Source organism: Streptococcus sp. AS14 (assembly GCF_000286495.1).
Classification (GTDB): Bacteria; Bacillota; Bacilli; order Lactobacillales; family Streptococcaceae; genus Streptococcus; species Streptococcus sanguinis_P.
In genome coordinates this window covers 50,341-67,765 of sequence record NZ_ALKI01000003.1, presented here as the reverse complement: position 1 = coordinate 67,765, position 17,425 = coordinate 50,341, and the positions used below count along the sequence as shown (strand labels likewise).

Here is a 17,425-nt window from a genome sequence, read left to right as displayed (position 1 = left end):
CCCTTATATTTCTAAGAATGCTAAACAAGAAAGTGATTTGGCTTCTGCTTTGGCTAAAAACGATAAGAATCCGGCTCACAAGATTGCCAATGGTAAGTTGGTATCAGAGTTTATTCCAGCAGGAAAAAACAATTCCGATCCTAACTACAAGAGTTGGACTTATGATTGGAAAGCTCAAACAAGCGCAACTGCTGCACAAGGTGGTCACAACTAATTAATCATCAAATTATCTGAGTAAGATATTTGGATAGTTATTTCGATATAATTATGAAAAAGAATTAGGAGAGATATCATAGGATGTTAAGCAGGTTGCAAAAGTTCCGCCAGGACTTGAAGAAAAAAGGTAAAGGTTTTACCTTGGTTGAGTTAATCGTGGTAATCATCATTATCGCTATCATCGCAGCTGTAGCAATTCCTTCCCTCACTTCTTTCCAGGACAATGCTCGCAAGACCCGTATTCAATCCGAACATCGTGAGCTAATGTCAGCGGTACAATCCTTTGTTGGTAGTCAAGAAAATCCAGAAGAAACTAAACTGGAGAGTCTTAATCAGTTAGCTCCTTATATTTCTAAGAATGCTAAACAAGAAAGTGATTTGGCTTCCGCTTTGGCTAAAAACGATAAGAATCCAGCTCACAAGATTGACGGTGGTAAGTTGGTATCAGAGTTTATTCCAGCAGGGAAAACGGCTTCAGATACTAATTATAAAAAATGGACTTATGACTGGAAGTCTCGTACAACAGCTAATAGTTAATTATTGAACTAACAATATGTAAAAGAGACTATTTCTCTACTCCGACTGCTTAGGCAGTCGGATATTACCAAAGTAGTTGTCAGACTGTGACAACTATTTTGGCAATATCAAAAGTAGAAGTATTAGGAGAGTAGTAAAATGAAAGGAAAAAAAAGACAGGGTTCAACCTTACCTATGGTTATTGTAACCATAGTGATTCTGGTCGCTATGATTGGAATTTTAGCATCTATCGTAGATACTGGGCAAACCCAAACTCAGCGCATGTTTAACTACCTAAAAGCTAAGTACACAGCGACTTCTGGTACACAGTTGGCTTGGGGTGCCTATTTGGATCCTGTTGACGGCAATCCGTCATCGGTTTATGAAGAGTTTTACGAGCGGGCTCATAGCACGGATCCTTCAAGCGCGCCAATTAAGTCAACCCATACTTTTAAGGATGGCGGTGTAGCAGAGATCGAGATGAATGGCCAGCTTGTAGATGGTCTGACGGGTCCTGAAAATTATAATATCACGATTAAATCGAAGTCAAAATTAGCTGGCAGTAATGACTATTACGAGCATATTGTAACATTCAACTTTGACACAAAAGGAATTCGCTCAGAAGAAGGTCATTTGAGATCAGCACAGAAGTAAAATAAATTAGGTAGAAATGATGAAACAAATACAAAAAGGTTTTACCCTGGTCGAGATGATTATGGCTATCATGTTGATGAGCCTGATAGCACTCATCATTGGTGTTATATTTAACACCATGTTTTCCAGCCGAGAATTGATCGAGCGTGAAGCGAGTATTCAAGCGGAAATGCGAACATCCATGCAGTACGTGGATAGGACCGTTGGTAAGGCAACCTCAATCTTTATCTTGGATGATTCCAAGTTCAAAGGTTCCAAGCAAGGACTAACCAGAGAATGGAGCTATATCGGCCTATCTGCGGATGGCAAGAAGGTCATGAACTATGTCTGGAACAAGCAAAAACAGGACTGGGATGTCAGCGAGCTGGGAACCAAATCTCTCTATAATATGAAGTTGGACTTGGAATTTAAGACAGAAGGTGCCTATCAGGACAATCGCTTGATTAGTTATAACCTGTCTGGTAAATATCCAGATACTAACAATAAGTTGTCTATTGATACAGCTATATCAGCACTCAATACTAAGCAGGTCTTTTCCAAGGTTGCTAAAGGCAAGAAAGGGATTGCTATTGCTTATCGAACTGACCCTATTCAAGGGCAGATGAATATTGCCGTTTCTTTTGTTTTTGATACTTCTGGTTCTATGAAATGGGATTTGCAAGGAGGACGTGTTGAACGAACTGGCAAAGAGAGTCGTATAAATATTCTACGAAAGAAATCCGAAATCATGATCAAGGACCTTGCGGAAATTGGGAATATTAGTGTTAACTTAGTGGGCTTCTCCAATTCAGGAAAATATATTCAACAAAATTTTTCTAATTTAGATAACGGTACAAAAAGTATTATAGAAGCCATAAATGATGAAAAAAAAGTAAGCCCAAATGGTGTTACTAATCCAGGGGATGGACTTCGCTATGGGATGGTTAGTCTACAGTCTCAACCAGCTCAGCTTAAGTATATAGTTCTATTGACAGATGGGATACCTAATGCTTATTTAGTAGATCCAAGTGCATTATATGCTGGTAATAGGGTAGACCACGGGCAGGTAGTTGGTCGTGTATCTTTTAACAATCCTATTTATGATCTGTCCCCAACTTTAGGGTATGAGTACATTCGACTGGGCTATGATTTGGATTCTAAAGATTTCACAAGCCGTGAAAACTCTATTGCTTATGCTGGAGAAGTGTCTAAAAAATTTGGCCTTGGTGTTAAGCGGGTCAATGTCATTGGTTTTTCTGGTGTGAACCATGAAATCGCTTATGGTCAAAGTTTGACAGATAGGATTGGCGAGGGTGGTATGGAGACTAAATATGTATCAGCTACGAATGAAGAAGCTTTGCAAAAGACCTTTTCTGACATTAAAAAGCAGATTCAACAGGACTTGTGGTTTGTATCAGGGCCATAGAAAGGAGCAGAGATGAAAAGATTAAAGAGACACAGAGGGATTACACTGGTCGAAGTCTTGATTTCTCTGATTCTGATTGGAGTTATTGCGGCAGGGTTCTTGACATTCTTTTCTGGGAGTTTTAATAATATTCTCCGTCAGCGAAGTCAGAATGCTATCAACTTTGATATTCAGGAGTCTTTCGAGAAACAACTGGCAGAAAGCAAGAAACACGAAGGTACGGGAACGGATATTGAAACCTTTACCTACCAAATCGGTAATGGAACCAAGCAGAGTATCGATGTAAAAGGAACAAATCTATCTTATAATGATAGAATCAAGAAGATTCATCTTTTTGCTGCTAATGCAATCGAAACCCCGCTGGGACTTCCTGATTTGAAAGTGAGTATTCCAACTGGTAAAAGATATTATTATGCTGGTCTGGGGATAACGACTCCCGGCGGTAAAGTAGATATACCTGATAGTAAGAAAAAGAGTAAAACTAGGATTTACACAGAATCTGGATGGTTTCTAAGTGATCGTGCTATAGGACAAGGGGTTTCTGGTATTGTCCCAGTGGGAACGATAGGCCAAAAAGGTGACGACACTATATCTCAGACGCTTTTTCCAGAAATGCCGACAGATTTTAAACAATTATCAAAGTTAGAAACCGGGATACATATTACAGATGATATGAGAGGGAAGTACCTGACTTTTGCTGCTCGAGCCATTAACTCTTATGGACGGGTAGGAAATTATCAGGAAGCAGATCGTATTTGGGTCATGGGACTGCCGCTAACTCAAAACCTTCGCCTCCATACAGATGCTGACTTGGCTCTGTTAAAGAATGGGAATACTACCTCGCTTATACCAACTGACAATCAACCTCACACGAATACAGAGGTAAGAGATTATTTTAATGATGTTGCTTATGGTGCAACAATTCCTGTTTTGAACTATAAAGAGAGTGCGATCAATCAAACGAGACAATTGATTAGTCTTGAGGGACGCACTATGCAGTTTGGTAATCATAATTTTAATAATGGCTATACGACTTCTGTTTTGATTGGGAATCGTCAGCAGACTGGACCGCTTTTAACTTATAAATTGGATAATACTCTGACTTGGGGGATTAATCTGGAAAACGATGGTAGAATTGCTATTAAAACAGTCGATACAACTACAGCTAATAACGGTGGTCAGGAATATATACAAAATGTTAAATTAGACTACAGTAATGATAATTCTATACAAGTGCGCAGTGCTACGAAGAATGGCGCTTTAGGTGTTGAAATTTTTATCAATGGACAATCAGTCTATAATAAAACAGTTGCACTAAACAGAGGCGGGGTAACCCATAATATTAGTAGTGGTCAGATTGTATTTGGTGGCAATACTTACATTAATGAGTTTGCAGTTTATACACAGAGTCTGAGTGACAGCGATATACAAAAACTTGCCGTCTACTTCCGAGATAAGTATAAGGCAAGCTAATAGGGAAATAGTTTTTAGGAAAAATAAGGGAGATTAGGAGATTATGGCAAAAAATATGTTTTCGTCCAAGGGGCGCAGAAGAGCTCTGGACGAAGAAGATAATGAGAAAAAAGGCTCATTTTTAGGAAAATTAAATAAACCGCTCTTCTCATCAAAAGGGAAACATAAAGAACACTTATCTATTCAAGGAGTTCAGATTAAGTCAGATCGTCAAGAAGACTTTGACGACGAGGAAAAGTCAACAGCAAAAGGGAGCTTCTTAACCAAGCTCAACAAACCGCTCTTTTCTAAGAATAGTGGCAGTGATGATATGCCTGCTAAGTCTGGTAATCGCTCGCTCTTTGCTAAGAAAGGCAGCGGTGCGGCGAGCCAACCGGTCACTAGAATGCATGCACCTTACACTATGTTTGGTAAACCAATCAAGGGCAATCTGATGGCCATTGACTTCACTGACGAATCAGTCTATCTGGTTGTTGCTAGACAGAAGCGCAATGAGCTGGAGATTATCAAGATGGCATCTGCCAATCTGCCAGAAGGTGTTGTACTGAATAGTGAGATTATCGACCCGATTACTCTCAAAAATATTATCAGCGACCTGATGGAGCAGCATGCTATCACAGCTAAGTACGCTTTCTTTGCTCTGGGCAATACCAATATCATCGCTCGTTCGGTTGATGTGGCAGCTAGTGTGCAGAATGATGAGGATATTGAGGGCTTGGTATCTTACGAGCTCCAGCAATATCTGGATATTGATCCGACTTCTTATGTTATTCAATTCCAAGAGCAGGAGTCTAATTCAGCCTTTCCGCTTGATGAAGATACTCGCTCACTCATGGTCTATGCTGTGCCAAAAGGTGTGGTAGAGCAATATCTGGGTTTGGCTGATAATTTGAAGATGACACCTTATGTCTTTGACCTTCAGTCTAATACCTTTGAAAAATGGCTGGAACGCGTTCAGGCGGTTAACAATCGTGCCAAGAAGCTGACCAAGGAAAATGTCGGCATGGTACATCTGAGCAAGAGCTTCATCGGTGTTTATCTCTACTCAGAAGGCAAGTTTGTGACCAGTAACTATCTCAACCGTGGTTACAAGGACATCCTGAGCTATGCAGACGATGCTAGTCTTTTGCAGAAGCTTCCAGCAGTTGCTTCAGATGATCTGGACACAGGTCTCTTGAAGAGGGCCTTGGATGAGTGGGTGGCTGATGCTAAGAACCACATTCTCAATACTGAAAACTTCTTCAGCGGATCAACTGGTCTCAACATTGACAGTTTCTATGTCTTTGGTGACCAAGATATCTGCTGGCAGTTGGCAGCTATTTTGAAGCAGAACATGAATCGGGAATTCATCTCAATTGATAATGTAGATTATGAGAATGTACTGTGGGAAGGTTCTGCCGAGTTTAATGCGGAGTTCATTCCGGCTACAGCCATGTTGATTAGGAGAGCAAACTAATGCGGAGAGATTTAAACTACTTTTCAAAATATCATGTGGCACCGGCTAAGGCCAGTCCACTGAAACTTGCTGCTATTTCCGCTTTTGCTGGTATTGCAGCGATTATGATTGTGCTGATTGGCTTCTTCCAGTTTAGCGCTATGCACCTCCAAGGCGAGATTGACCGAGCGGAGCAGACACTCAAGAGTCCAGAGATGGCTCAAGAGCTGAAGGCAGTCTCTGAGACTGAAGATAAGATTGTTACGGTCAAGAATGACGAGCTTCTCTTTACCAGCCTGGAAGGTGATTTCCGCCGCCTGCATCGAGTAAACAAAGCCTTTATGGACTTCCTTAATAAAAACGTGACACGGAACCTGGTCTTTGACGATATCAAGATTAATAACGACAATGTAGAAATCAATGGTTCATCTCAAGAGCATCTTTCTATCGCTAAGTTTGAGGAAGAGCTTCGTAAGTCTGAGAAGTTTAACCATATTTTTGTGGATAACATTACTCGCGAGGAAAAGGATAACAATACAGTGTACAAGTTTAACATTAAAATTTTGACGAAGGATGTAGATTTCAATGAAGAGCAAAAATGAGAAAGAAAAGAAAAAAATCCTGAGTAATTTAAATGAGCGTGACAAGAAATTGTTGGCCTGTGTTGGAGGAGTAGCGGTACTTGCTGGTGGTGGGTATCTGGTAACAAATTCTTATACACGGATGGCGCAGTTAGCTGAAGAGCATGCAACTATCTCGACAGAGCTGGAAGGCAAGAATGCCAAGATTAGCCAGAGAAAGTCTCTTACCAAACAGCTCCAAACTTTGAATGCTAAGACTCTGGATCAGGCTAAGAAATACTATGGTACGACCAATCAAGGGGAGTTCATCTTCTTGATTGACAAGCTAGTCAATGAAAGTGGTATTAAATTCAAGTCTGTCAACTACACTGAGAGCACAGAGTTGGAACTCCAGCAGGAGGGATTGGCTGCGACTTCGTCTAAGGGGCAAAACTCCAACTCTTCTGGTACGACTAGCAGTTCAAGCTCAAGTGAGACGTCTTCTTCATCCAGTACGACCTCCAGCTCGTCTGGTACATCGTCCTCATCTTCATCTAGCAGCAGCTCTTCATCTGATGCCAATACTGCAACAACAACTGCAGCTAATACAGCGACACCAGGGAACGGAACGACCAATAATACCAACATCACTCAGATGACAGCGGACATTGAGTTTGAAGGAACTTATACACAGGTTCTGAAATTGTTGGAATTGATTGATGGCAATCAACAAAAAATCGTTTCCAGTGAGCTGGAATTGGGCGGAAAGAAAAGCCTGTCTAGCACGGAGGAAAACAAGAACCCTGATCTAACCAGCGGTAAAATCAAGCTGCGTTTCTATCAGGTTAAAGACGTTGAGCGCTATGTGACTCTGGAAAGCAATGTCGATAAGACACCGATTCAGTTTGCTAACTGGCAGTCTCCATTTGCGATTCCGACTTGGCAGGCAGGCTCTATATCTGTAACGACAGCTGGTGGCGGCACAGATGCAACTGGCAATAAGGGCAGTTTGGGGGCCGCAACAACCAATACAACTAGCAGCGCGAATGCTAACAGCAGTACCAATCTGGCTCCGTCTTATCTGGAGCAGCTTAGCACTCAGTCTAGTCGGAATGATGGTCTGTCAGCTTATTACAATTCATCAACTATCTACCGCTTCGAATCACCACTGAAGCTAACTCAGTCAGGCGGCAGCAATCAGTATGATGTGACAGTTGACAATACGGACTTCCTAGAGGGTTCAGGTTCCAATGTGGTTAAGATTCCAGCAACCAAGTCTTCTACCATGTATGAAATGGAATTTGCAGCACCGTATGTATCCTTGAACAATAAGCCGGATGCTATCAGCTTCTCTCTATCTTTGTCTAATCAATGGCAGGGCAAGATTGGCTTGATTGTCAAGAATGCCAGCGGGCAGAAGATTTATCTTCACGTCATTCGTCCCAACAGCTGGACTGGTTGGCGCGAAGTTAGCTTCGATCCTGAAAACATTCCAGGATTCAGCTATCCGATGACTATTGTGGGTTACTACTTTGAAACTCCTAGCGAAGGAAGCCCTGAGACGACTATGAAGCTGGATAACCTATCTGTGAATAACTTGGTAGTTAGCTAAATGCTTTGAAAAAATACCAAATAAGTCTATGGTTTAAAATTTCAAGAGCATGAGTAAATTTTTCTTAAAAAAATGCTAAAAACCAAGTTATTAGACTAGTATTCACGGTGCATTTATAGTAAACTAAAACATAGAGATATTTGAAGTATAATACAAGCAAACTCAGAATAGACGCCCGAGTCTATTTTGGGTTTTAATGGAGTTTATGGAAAAACAAAATCAAGACTGGTTTTGCATTGAAAAAGTTTAATATCATTTAGAAAGTGGGGGGTGTCGAAAATATTCAAATGGCATATTTTTTACCTTTTGGAGCAGGGCTTATAGCGCTGCATACGATTAGCATTTTATTTGTTTCTAGGATTTCATTAATAAAGCGCCTTTTTCTCGTAGTATGGGTCATGCTATTTGCGATTGGTGCTCCATTCCTCTTTCAACAAGTTCCCGGCATAGCCTTTGTTGGACTCTGTGCTTTGGCCTTGGCAGTCTATATGGTGCTGCTCTTTTCACAGGAGCTAGCTCCAGTCAAGAAGAGAGCAACTGCTTCAGCGCGAAGCAGAAGCCAGAAGCATACCAAGAGCACACGCAAGAAAGCGGAAGCGACGAGCGCAGGCTTGTCATCTGCTAGAGATTTGAACTTATCCAATGCTTCAACCGGTAGGATGAGAAAGGAAAGTAAAGAAAGGGTTCAGGCTGAGGAAAGTCCGGCAAGGCAGAGGGTATCTGCTTCTGGTCGCACCCTAGCAGACCGTTCTATCAAAAAGGATATGACAAGATTTGAGAAAGTAAAACCTCTCTACCCTGTTGATAACTTGGCTACAGCTCCTGCATTTGGAGAGTACGAGCCAAACAGTCAGCTAGCGGCAGCTGAGGTCGGCATGGTGGGTATGGACCACAGCGCACAAAAGGCCAATGATGAATTTTTGCAGTCCCTGCTTCATCACCGCAAGGGTTCTACTAAGATTAAGGTGGCCAACTCTCTGATTCAGCCTACGGAAGCAAATGCAGCCGGCAATCAAGGCTATACAGATATAGATGATCCAGCCTTTGAGACTGCTGTTCTGTCTAAGATTAGACCGATGTCCTATACGGAGTCTAGCTATGGCAACTTCAGACCGCAGGCGGTTGAGGTGACAGGTGTTGTTTCTCAAGATGAGGAAGAATTCTTCACTGAGCAAGAACAAGCTCAGCAGCCAGTGGCAGAAGAAGTAGGAGGCAACAGCCTAGAAGATGTTTTTGCTGCTACGGGAGATATCAAGCCAGTTAGAGCAGAAGAGTCGAGAGCAGCAAACAGCTTAGAATCTCTCTTCTTTGCTGACTCAGACACTGAGCCACAAGCTAAAATGGATTCCGCCTTCAGTCAAGCAGCTGCAGAGCCAGAATTTTCTGCTACTGAAGAGTCTATGGTTAGCCGTGATCGTGCTGATATTCAGGGTTATCAAGATATTCTCAGCCAGATTCAGCATGATTTGTTGGGATCTGAAGAGGAAGATTTGACTGCTGAAGTGGCAGAGGCTTGGGAGGAAGAAAGCAGCTTCGAACCTGCTGCAGAAACGTTTGAATTTGAAGAAGCTGCTGAACCAGCGGTTGTTCAATCAGTTTCTGAAGACGCTCTTTGGACACAGGCTGAGCCTATCCAAAAAGCAGTTGCAGATGAAACAGAAGAAGACTTGCTCAAGGGAATTGCTGACATCCTCAAAGCTGAAGAAGCACAAACCAAAGCAGCTCCGGTCGTTCCGGCTGTAGATGAAACAGAAGAAGATTTGCTTCAGAAAATCACTGACATCCTCAAGGCTGAGGAAGCAGCAGAAGCAAGACAAGCAGCAACTGCGGGAGATAAAGAAGTCTATTTCCAATTCCTCCTACTGGAAAGTCAGGAATTATTGGCTTCTAATGCAGTTCAAGAAGCTGAGAGCTATCTGAAAGAAATTGTCCAAGGCAGCTCAGATCAAAATCTTCGTCAAGAAGCGTTCAACATGCTGGACAAAATCGTGAAAAATTAATACTATATAAACATACAATTGATTGTAATCAATTAGAAGGGTTTTAGGGGAAATTATGAAAAGTTGTAAAACAATCACAGGGACCGTTGTCATTGAGATTGAAAAAGGGATGGGACTGGGTGAAGTCCATGAAGTCTTTGTTGACGAGGGGGTCAATCTGACTTTTGTCATTAAGTCAAAGCAGTCTGAACAGCCTTTTGCCTTGCTGTCTAGCAAGAACATCCAAGGCATCGGTGACTTTGCGGTCATGGTAGAAAACAGCTCAGTTTTTCAAGAGCTGGAAGAGGCCGATCTGAAGGTCTTAAACGACAAGCAGGGTAGTGTCTTTGACGAAATTGTTATCACAATTGATGGAAACAAGGTGGGAACTGTTGTTGACTATCATATTGATGAAAAGAATGAAATTGGCTACTTGGTGGTTAATTCTGAAGATGCCAGCGAGGAAATTCAGATTCCTAAATCACGCATCTTGATGATTGGTAAAGAGTATATCATCCTCAATGATGAAAAAAAGACAGCTCCTCATCTTGAAGCAGATGTAGAAATGGGCCGTCTGGCTGCAGCAGATTTGCTCCATGAGACTGAGGCTGCAAAACCTGCCGAAAAAATTGAGGAAGTAGTTGCTGAAGCACCTGTATTTGAGCCAGTTGTAGATGAAAAAGCAGATGTGAAAGAAGAAGCTGCAACAGATTTGACAGAGGCCTTGGCTGCTGTAGGTCTGGGAGCTGCTGCTCCTGAGTTGGAGTTTTCTGAAGCAGTCGTAGAGACAGCAGAAGAACCAGAAGTTCAAGACTTGGTACAAGAAACAACAGCTCCAGCTGAAGAAGAAGTTGAAGAAACAGATGCAGCGCTGAGTCTGGATGCTGCTTTGGAAGAAGTATTGGCAGCCCCTGCTGAGGAAGTAGAAACAACTATCAGCACAGCGCCAGTTGCTGAAGAAGAGTCAGGAGCAAAGAAAGCTGTTAACGACTTTATCGATCGGCAAAAACGTCTTCTGGTAGGTAAAACACTGCAAAAAGATCTTGTTAATGCAGATGGAGGAGTAATCCTGAATGCCGGAGATACTGTTTCAGATGACATCATTGATTTTCTTCGCCGTATCGACCGTAAATTCCTTATCCGCTTAGCTGAATGCGTAGTATAAGGTTGGGATGAGATTCATGTCAAGAAGAAAAAGAAAGGTTTCATCAAAATATCAAAAACTACTTCCAGCAGCGACACTTGCTGCCTTTCTGCTGGGTAGTTTATTTTATGTCATTTTTGTCTTTAATCCAACGATTGACCTGAGTATCAATGGCCGTCCCTCTATGAAGGTTCGCTCTCGGAGCGAAGCTGAGATTGAAGTTTACAGAGAACTGCCCTATAAGGCGACTTTTCAGCTGTCTACGGGGCAACACTTCTCTGTAGATATGCGCTTTTTAGGATTGAGCTATTTCACAGAAGAAGAGCTTAAGCGGCTGGATAATATTTCAGCCAAGACAGTTTGGGATAAGTTTACACCGTTTTTCGATACCAAGGAAAATCTACAGATTTCCATCTATCCTAACCGTCTTTTTTGGCTTAGACCTTTAAACGATGTCTTAGCTGCCCATCCCGATGTTCTCAGTCAGCTTCCAACGACCAATCACCTGGTCATGGACGGCGAGTCTAATGTAAAGGTGGGAGACAAGTCTAATGGCTATAAGATTGACCCTGCTGCTTTTATCCAAGCATCTGAGGAGATTGCCAAGACTGGTAAATTTGATGATGTCAAGGTTGAGAGTATGCCTGTCGAAGCAGAAGATCAAAGTGAGCTTCTGAGCCAATATACGCACTTTATAGAGCGTAAGGAAGTACCACTGCCGACCAACGCTGCCCAAGCTCAAAACATGAAAACGGCCTTTTATAAGCTGCAGAATGTTTACTTGGCTCCTGGCGAGACCAAGTCTATCTCAGAGTTGCTGGGAGCTTTGAATGCGGAGTCTGGCTATCTGCCAGTCAAGGGCAAGGATAATAAAGAAGTTTACGGTCAGGGTGCTGAGCAGATTATAGATGCCATTCAGCAGCTCGCCTTTTCACGGACCAATGTTATTTCCTATCGAGGACAGTATTTCAACATCGGAACGCCTGCTGAAGGTTTGACCGAATTGACCATTCAAAACAATACAGAAACAGATATGGTATTTTCATTAAGTTTGGAGGAGGGACAAGTATCCATCATTCTGGCATCTAAGTGATACTCAAGGGAAGTCGAAGTTTGACATTGTTACCTGAGATTTTCAAAGAGTATAAAAAGGGAAAAATTATGATTGCAAGTTTAGTATTTATATTAGGTGTCGTATTTGGGAGCTTTTTCAATGTCGTCATCTACCGTGTGCCGCTGGAAAAGAGCATTGCCAAAGGTCGGTCCATGTGCCCGTCCTGCGGTCATGTCTTGACTTCGGTGGAACTGATTCCGGTTGTGTCGATTATCATGCAGGGCTTTAAATGCAAGCACTGCAAGGAGCCGATTTCACCGCGCTATCTCATTGTGGAGCTCCTGACGGGTCTGCTCTGGTTGGCCTCTTATCTGATCTTTCAAGATCAGGGGCCATGGATGGTTGTTTCAGCCTGTCTTTTGGTTTCGCTTTGTCTCATTATCGGTTATATCGATTTTGATACTCAGTACATCTCGGACTCGGTTCTGCTGGTTTTCTGGCTGGGACGTATGGCTGTTACGTTTTTTACCAATGAGTTTAATTGGGACCTGCTCCTTTCGCTGCTAGTCGGCGCTGGTCTCTACTCTCTCATTTATTTTGGGGCCAAGGCTTATTACAAGAAAGAGGCTTTCGGGATGGGAGACATCCTTTACTTAGCTGCCCTGAGCAGTTGGTTTAGCCCTTTGAATACGCTGATTTTGGGATATGGTTCTTTCTTTGTGGCTGGAGCTATTCTCTTAATCGCAACCATCTTTAAGAAATTCAAATTTAAGTTGAAAGAAGAAGTCCCTTTTGGTCCTGCTATGAGTATCATGGCGGTCATCCTATATTTCTGGGGAGGAATCTAGGAAACCAAAAGCGACAATAGAAATGGATAGAAAAAATGTTTAGGAAGAAAAAAGTTATCATAGCATTAGCGACAGCTACTGTCCTTTCAGGCAGTGTGTTGCCTGTCAGCCGCCTAGCGGCAAATGAAAAGGCCAGTTTGGATCCGTCTTTAGTGCAGGTGTCAGATCAGTTTCAGGCCAAGAAGACAGGAGCAGTCGTCTTTTCAGAAGATGTAACAGTGCCAAGCACAGTGTCAGCCGATTTCATTGATAGTCGTTTGGCTGGCACACCGATGGCTGGATTGGGAAAAGCTTTCAAAAAAGCAGAGAAAGATCATGGAGTTAATGCAATTTTTCTCGTAGGGCTGGCTATTCACGAATCGGATTACGGCCGCAGTCAGATTGCTCAAGCCAAGCACAACCTGTTTGGTTTTATGGCTTATGACTCCAGTCCTTTTTCCAGTGCAGGAAATTTCGCAACATTTGATGATGGTATAGATACCGTTGCCCGCTATCTCAGCGAGCACTATCTCAAGCCTGGCGGTCAGTTCTACAATGGTAAGAGCATGGCTGCTATCAATGTAAGATACGCATCTGACAAAACTTGGTCAAGCAAGATTATGATTCGTATTCGAAATTTTTTGAAAAAAGGTTAAGGAGGCTGGGACAATCGTGTCTCAGCTTGCTTTATTATAGAAAGAATTTCTTTTGGTGAGGTTATTGACGGGGTTTTTCTTGCTCTTTGAGGCTCTAAAAATTCCTAATCATCCTCTCAGGACTAAAAAATAAAAACTTGCTTCTGCGACATCGTCTTTTATGGCGAAAAATGACTTAATTAGGGGATTTATGAAAAGAAAGTTTGATGTAAGCGATGTTTTAAAGGAAGCCTGGGGACTGACTGTTGATTACTTTTTTGTATGGACAGCAGGGCTTGCTATCATTCAACTGCCGTTTTTTATTCTGGGGCTGTTAATTCTATTTTTTTCTCCATTGACTTCTACATTTCTTCCAAGTATAATTCTGCTGGGATTTCTATGTTCTTTTGTGATTGCTTATATCCATAAGTTTTCCTTGACCATGGTTCGTAATCCGCAGATGGTGCGAAGAAACTTCTGGAGGGCTGTTGGCTACAGTATTTCTGATGGCTTTTTTGGGCGTTTGCTTTCTATGTCTATTTACGTCTTCATGTTTTTCTTGGCTATGTTACTTCTTTTTGTATACTTCTATAATGCCTTGATGTCAGATGCAAATTTTCAAGAGATTATAGGAACTGGGCTTATTTGGGTTGCAAATAACCCAGAGAAGATGGCTAGTATGCTCTTCCTGCTTTTTTTGATAGCACCAATGTTTAACTTGGTATTCCATTTGTTTTACAGTTATTTTATAGTCTCTCACTTCTTCTTGTTGCCTTATATTATTCAAGATACCAACTCCTCTGATAACCTAATGCGTCCTCTGTCAGCCTTTGGCAGCTTGGGCAAGTCCTTTTCTTGTATGAATGGTCAGAGGGGGCGTTACTTACTGGTAGAGCTTGTCTTAAAGCTTATTCCTGTAGTATTGGGTCTGATAGAAATTTTGAGTTTACTTTTTAGTGCTGGCGTGTCTAATATTGTGGGAATGATTGTTAGTATGATAAATGGCTTTTTGCTGATTTATGCCTTGGCAGCCCGCTCGGTCATGGCTGACATCCTGATGTCTTATGATCGGGAAATAGTTAATTTTGGAGATTAATATTTATGAAAAAATTAGAAAGGGTTTTAGGATTTAGGATAATGAACGATGAATGATGTAAAAGTAACAAGGGTTTTCAGAGAAGCTTGGATTTTTGTTACAGAATATTATTTTGTCTGGCTGAAAGGCCTTTTGCTGGTCGGAATCCCGCTTGCAGTGCTGGGCTGGTTTCTTTTTCCGCTGGTTTCGAGTTGGTCTTACCGGTCCATTTTAGTCTTGACCTGTTTGGCTTTTATAATTGCCTTCGGTTTTGCTTATGTCAATAAATTTGCCTTGACAGTGATACGAAATCCGCAGATGGTTAAGCTCTATTTTGGCTATGCGGTTTGGTACAGTATCTCAGATGGCTTGCTTACTCGCCTCTTTTATTCCTTCATTGTCAGTGCAGTCCAGGTTCTGATTCTGTACATGGGTTGGTCGGCAATTGGCATCAATCTTGGGGTGGCTAGTCTCTTTGCCTTTTATCGGAGAGCAGTAAGTCCAGAGGCCATTGTAATTTTCCAGTTTCTTTTTCCTTTCTTGTTCATGGTCTTTTACCTGCTCTTCACTTATCTGGTTGATTCGCACTTCTTTTTGCTGTCTTATATCATTCAGGATACTAGCTCAAGAGACAATCTGGCCAAGCCGCTTTCTTTTTATGGCTGTTTGAGAAAGTCAGTCCTGCTGATGAAGGAGCGCAGGGGTCGTTATGTTCTGCTCAGCTTTTTTCTAGCTTCTTTTGGTGGGATGATTGGCTTGGGTACTCATCTCCTGATGGATCTGATAAGGCAGTATATTGGTCCCTTGCTGGGGGAACTGGATGATTTACTTGACCTGATTCAGATGATTCCTGTCCTAGTTTTCAGTAGCTTTTACTGTGTATTTGTTCTGGTTGTTCGGACAGTTTTTGCTGATACTCTGATGGAAAATGATGCCGAAGTGGTGGATTTTGGTGATTAATTTAGGAAGTAGAAAGACCAGACAATACTTAATAGAAACAAGAGGAAGGGTATGAAATCAGTAACAAGAATCTTAATAACAGCTTTGGTGCTAACTGGGATAGGCTTTATTCCTCTCCCTTATGAATTAGAGACCGTGAGGCCGGCTTTGAATGCCAAAGACTTTGTCCAAGTTCAAGGAGGAACTGATAAAGGAAAAGGTAAAATCTATGTCATGGCTGTTGGTGTTTCCAAGGCCCGAGTGTTCAGTCTCTTTTTGACTCTGCTGCCTAATTACAGGCTGGAAACAGAGTATGTCTCTGTTCCTGAAAACTATTTCGATAAGGAAAAGGGACGGGAAGAGCGAGAGAACAGCACTATGGGATCTTCCCATCTCAATGCCTTGCAAGTGGCTTATCAGGCTGCTGGTCGTACAGTTGAGATTAGACATAAAGAGATTTACGTAGGTGGCATCAGCAGTGAGACACCTCTGTCAAAGGAGCTGCAGAAAGGCGATGTGATTTTAAAGATTGACAATCAGACTTACACTAGCCCATACGACATCGTTGATCAGATGGAACAGCGGACAGTCGGCGATGTGGTATCAATTGAGTACAGTCGAAATGGTGTAATCGGTTTGGCTAGCGGTCCTGTAATTGTGGATGAGACAACTGGTAAACCTGGTTTGGGAATCGAATTGGGTTCTAAAGCTAGTGTTGCCATGAATCCTCTGACGGAGTTTAAGAGCAACGGTGTAGCAGGTCCCTCTGGTGGACTCATGTTCAGTCTGGAGCTTTACAATCAGCTCGTGTCTGAAGACATTACTAAAGGAAAAACTATTGCTGGTACTGGAACGATTGACCACAAGGGAAATGTTGGCCGGATTGGCGGGATAGAGATGAAGGTCATGGCTGCCGATAAGGCAGGCGCGGAGATTTTCTTTGTCCCTGATGACACCATTGATGCCGATATTGCCCAGTACAATCCCAAGTTGCGCTCTAACTACCATGAGGCACTTCGTGCTTCTATCAAAATCAAGAGTAAAATGAAAATCGTCCCTGTCAAAACCTTCAACGAAGCTTTGAACTATCTCAGAGAGATGGAATAAGGGACTTTGCTACTCTATGAATAGTCAATAGAAACACAAGCTCTTGCTAGTTATTTATCTGGCGAGAGCTTTTATTATAGAATTTTTTCAAATAATTGCCACCTTAGCACATAAATACTTGATTTCCAAATCGCTGTGTGATATATTTATAACATAAAGAGTGTTAAATATTTCTAACACAAGGAAAGGAGTCTATCATGAAAAATAGTCAAAAAACGGGTGGTCTCATTGCGATGATTGCCGCAGCTCTCTTTATTGATTTTACTGTTTTATTTAGTTCTAATCTTAGTTGGGGACCCAAGTTGATTATTGTTGGTATTTCAGTATTAGGTCAGATTGTAGCTATTTGGGGCTGGCTGCACATGAAACCATGGCCTCATAAGAGTCAGAAAGGTAAGGGAAAGACTATTTTTGACTTGTCTGCTAAGCTATACACGATGCTTTTGTTTGCAGCAACCATTTTTTATACAGTAGGAATTTGGGTTGCGACCCCAAGCGAAGGATCCAGCATTAAGGAATGGATTTTGGGAGTTGGCCTCGTTATTGAAGCAATTGTATTTGGTTTTTTCTCTTTGAAAAATGTCAAGGAAACTCCAGACGAACGTTTCTATGCTAATCTAGCTAAGGCAGCTAGCTTGATGTTTGTTTTTATACTAGGCGCACTGATGATCCTAGCAGTTATCATTGGATACATGGGGTCTCTCACTCTTTACATGGGCCAGATCTTTATTAGCATAGCTGCCTTGATTTGCATCTTTGCAGTTGTCTATCTTATCTTAGAACGGAGAGGATGA

Annotated in this window: 16 protein-coding genes and 1 pseudogene; all 17 read left to right on the top strand. The window is 42.0% G+C overall.

Annotated elements, in window-relative coordinates; translation table 11 throughout:
* Nucleotides 1-214 (top strand): annotated as a pseudogene (locus HMPREF1150_RS12110) (prepilin-type cleavage/methylation domain-containing protein); the annotation flags it as partial.
* Nucleotides 215-297: 83 nt separating this feature from the next.
* Nucleotides 298-753, top strand: coding sequence for a prepilin-type N-terminal cleavage/methylation domain-containing protein (locus tag HMPREF1150_RS09445; protein WP_009659210.1), 456 nt, complete (start codon nucleotides 298-300; stop codon nucleotides 751-753).
* Nucleotides 754-891: 138 nt separating this feature from the next.
* Complete coding sequence (locus tag HMPREF1150_RS09450) at nucleotides 892-1,386, top strand: hypothetical protein (RefSeq protein WP_009659176.1); 495 nt, start codon at nucleotides 892-894, stop codon at nucleotides 1,384-1,386.
* Nucleotides 1,387-1,402: 16 nt separating this feature from the next.
* Nucleotides 1,403-2,791: a VWA domain-containing protein gene (locus tag HMPREF1150_RS09455; RefSeq protein WP_032905361.1), complete on the top strand. Its 1,389-nt coding sequence runs from the start codon at nucleotides 1,403-1,405 to the stop codon at nucleotides 2,789-2,791.
* 12 nt (nucleotides 2,792-2,803) lie between these two features.
* A complete protein-coding gene (locus tag HMPREF1150_RS09460; RefSeq protein WP_009659185.1) occupies nucleotides 2,804-4,264 on the top strand; it encodes a type II secretion system protein in 1,461 nt (486 codons plus the stop codon).
* Nucleotides 4,265-4,307: 43 nt separating this feature from the next.
* Nucleotides 4,308-5,720, top strand: coding sequence for a pilus assembly protein PilM (pilM, locus tag HMPREF1150_RS09465; RefSeq protein ID WP_009659194.1), 1,413 nt, complete (start codon nucleotides 4,308-4,310; stop codon nucleotides 5,718-5,720).
* Nucleotides 5,720-6,301: a PilN domain-containing protein gene (locus tag HMPREF1150_RS09470; protein ID WP_002894178.1), complete on the top strand. Its 582-nt coding sequence runs from the start codon at nucleotides 5,720-5,722 to the stop codon at nucleotides 6,299-6,301. Before pilM ends, HMPREF1150_RS09470 begins: the two co-directional genes overlap by 1 nt.
* On the top strand, nucleotides 6,285-7,871 hold the full coding sequence (locus HMPREF1150_RS09475) for a hypothetical protein (RefSeq protein WP_009659178.1): 1,587 nt from the start codon (nucleotides 6,285-6,287) through the stop codon (nucleotides 7,869-7,871). The genes HMPREF1150_RS09470 and HMPREF1150_RS09475 overlap by 17 nt, the downstream gene beginning before the upstream one ends.
* 263 nt (nucleotides 7,872-8,134) lie before the next feature.
* Nucleotides 8,135-9,871, top strand: a complete 1,737-nt coding sequence (locus tag HMPREF1150_RS09480; RefSeq protein WP_032905360.1) for an MFS transporter — start codon at nucleotides 8,135-8,137, stop codon at nucleotides 9,869-9,871.
* Nucleotides 9,872-9,926: 55 nt separating this feature from the next.
* A complete protein-coding gene (locus HMPREF1150_RS09485; RefSeq protein WP_002922899.1) occupies nucleotides 9,927-11,015 on the top strand; it encodes a hypothetical protein in 1,089 nt (362 codons plus the stop codon).
* 7 nt (nucleotides 11,016-11,022) lie between these two features.
* Nucleotides 11,023-12,087: a VanW family protein gene (locus HMPREF1150_RS09490; protein WP_032905359.1), complete on the top strand. Its 1,065-nt coding sequence runs from the start codon at nucleotides 11,023-11,025 to the stop codon at nucleotides 12,085-12,087.
* On the top strand, nucleotides 12,084-12,896 hold the full coding sequence (locus HMPREF1150_RS09495; RefSeq protein ID WP_032905358.1) for an A24 family peptidase: 813 nt from the start codon (nucleotides 12,084-12,086) through the stop codon (nucleotides 12,894-12,896). Before HMPREF1150_RS09490 ends, HMPREF1150_RS09495 begins: the two co-directional genes overlap by 4 nt.
* A 35-nt stretch (nucleotides 12,897-12,931) precedes the next feature.
* Entirely contained in the window at nucleotides 12,932-13,531 is a 600-nt protein-coding gene (locus HMPREF1150_RS09500; RefSeq protein WP_002894168.1) for a glucosaminidase domain-containing protein, read from the top strand.
* A gap of 160 nt (nucleotides 13,532-13,691) precedes the next feature.
* Nucleotides 13,692-14,606, top strand: a complete 915-nt coding sequence (locus HMPREF1150_RS09505) for a hypothetical protein (protein WP_032905357.1) — start codon at nucleotides 13,692-13,694, stop codon at nucleotides 14,604-14,606.
* A gap of 48 nt (nucleotides 14,607-14,654) precedes the next feature.
* Nucleotides 14,655-15,545, top strand: coding sequence for a hypothetical protein (locus HMPREF1150_RS09510; RefSeq protein ID WP_009659195.1), 891 nt, complete (start codon nucleotides 14,655-14,657; stop codon nucleotides 15,543-15,545).
* 51 nt (nucleotides 15,546-15,596) lie between these two features.
* Nucleotides 15,597-16,631 carry a SepM family pheromone-processing serine protease gene (locus HMPREF1150_RS09515; RefSeq protein WP_002899613.1) on the top strand — a complete coding sequence of 345 codons (1,035 nt, stop codon included), beginning with the start codon at nucleotides 15,597-15,599 and terminating at the stop codon, nucleotides 16,629-16,631.
* Nucleotides 16,632-16,828: 197 nt separating this feature from the next.
* Complete coding sequence (locus HMPREF1150_RS09520) at nucleotides 16,829-17,425, top strand: membrane protein (protein WP_009659207.1); 597 nt, start codon at nucleotides 16,829-16,831, stop codon at nucleotides 17,423-17,425.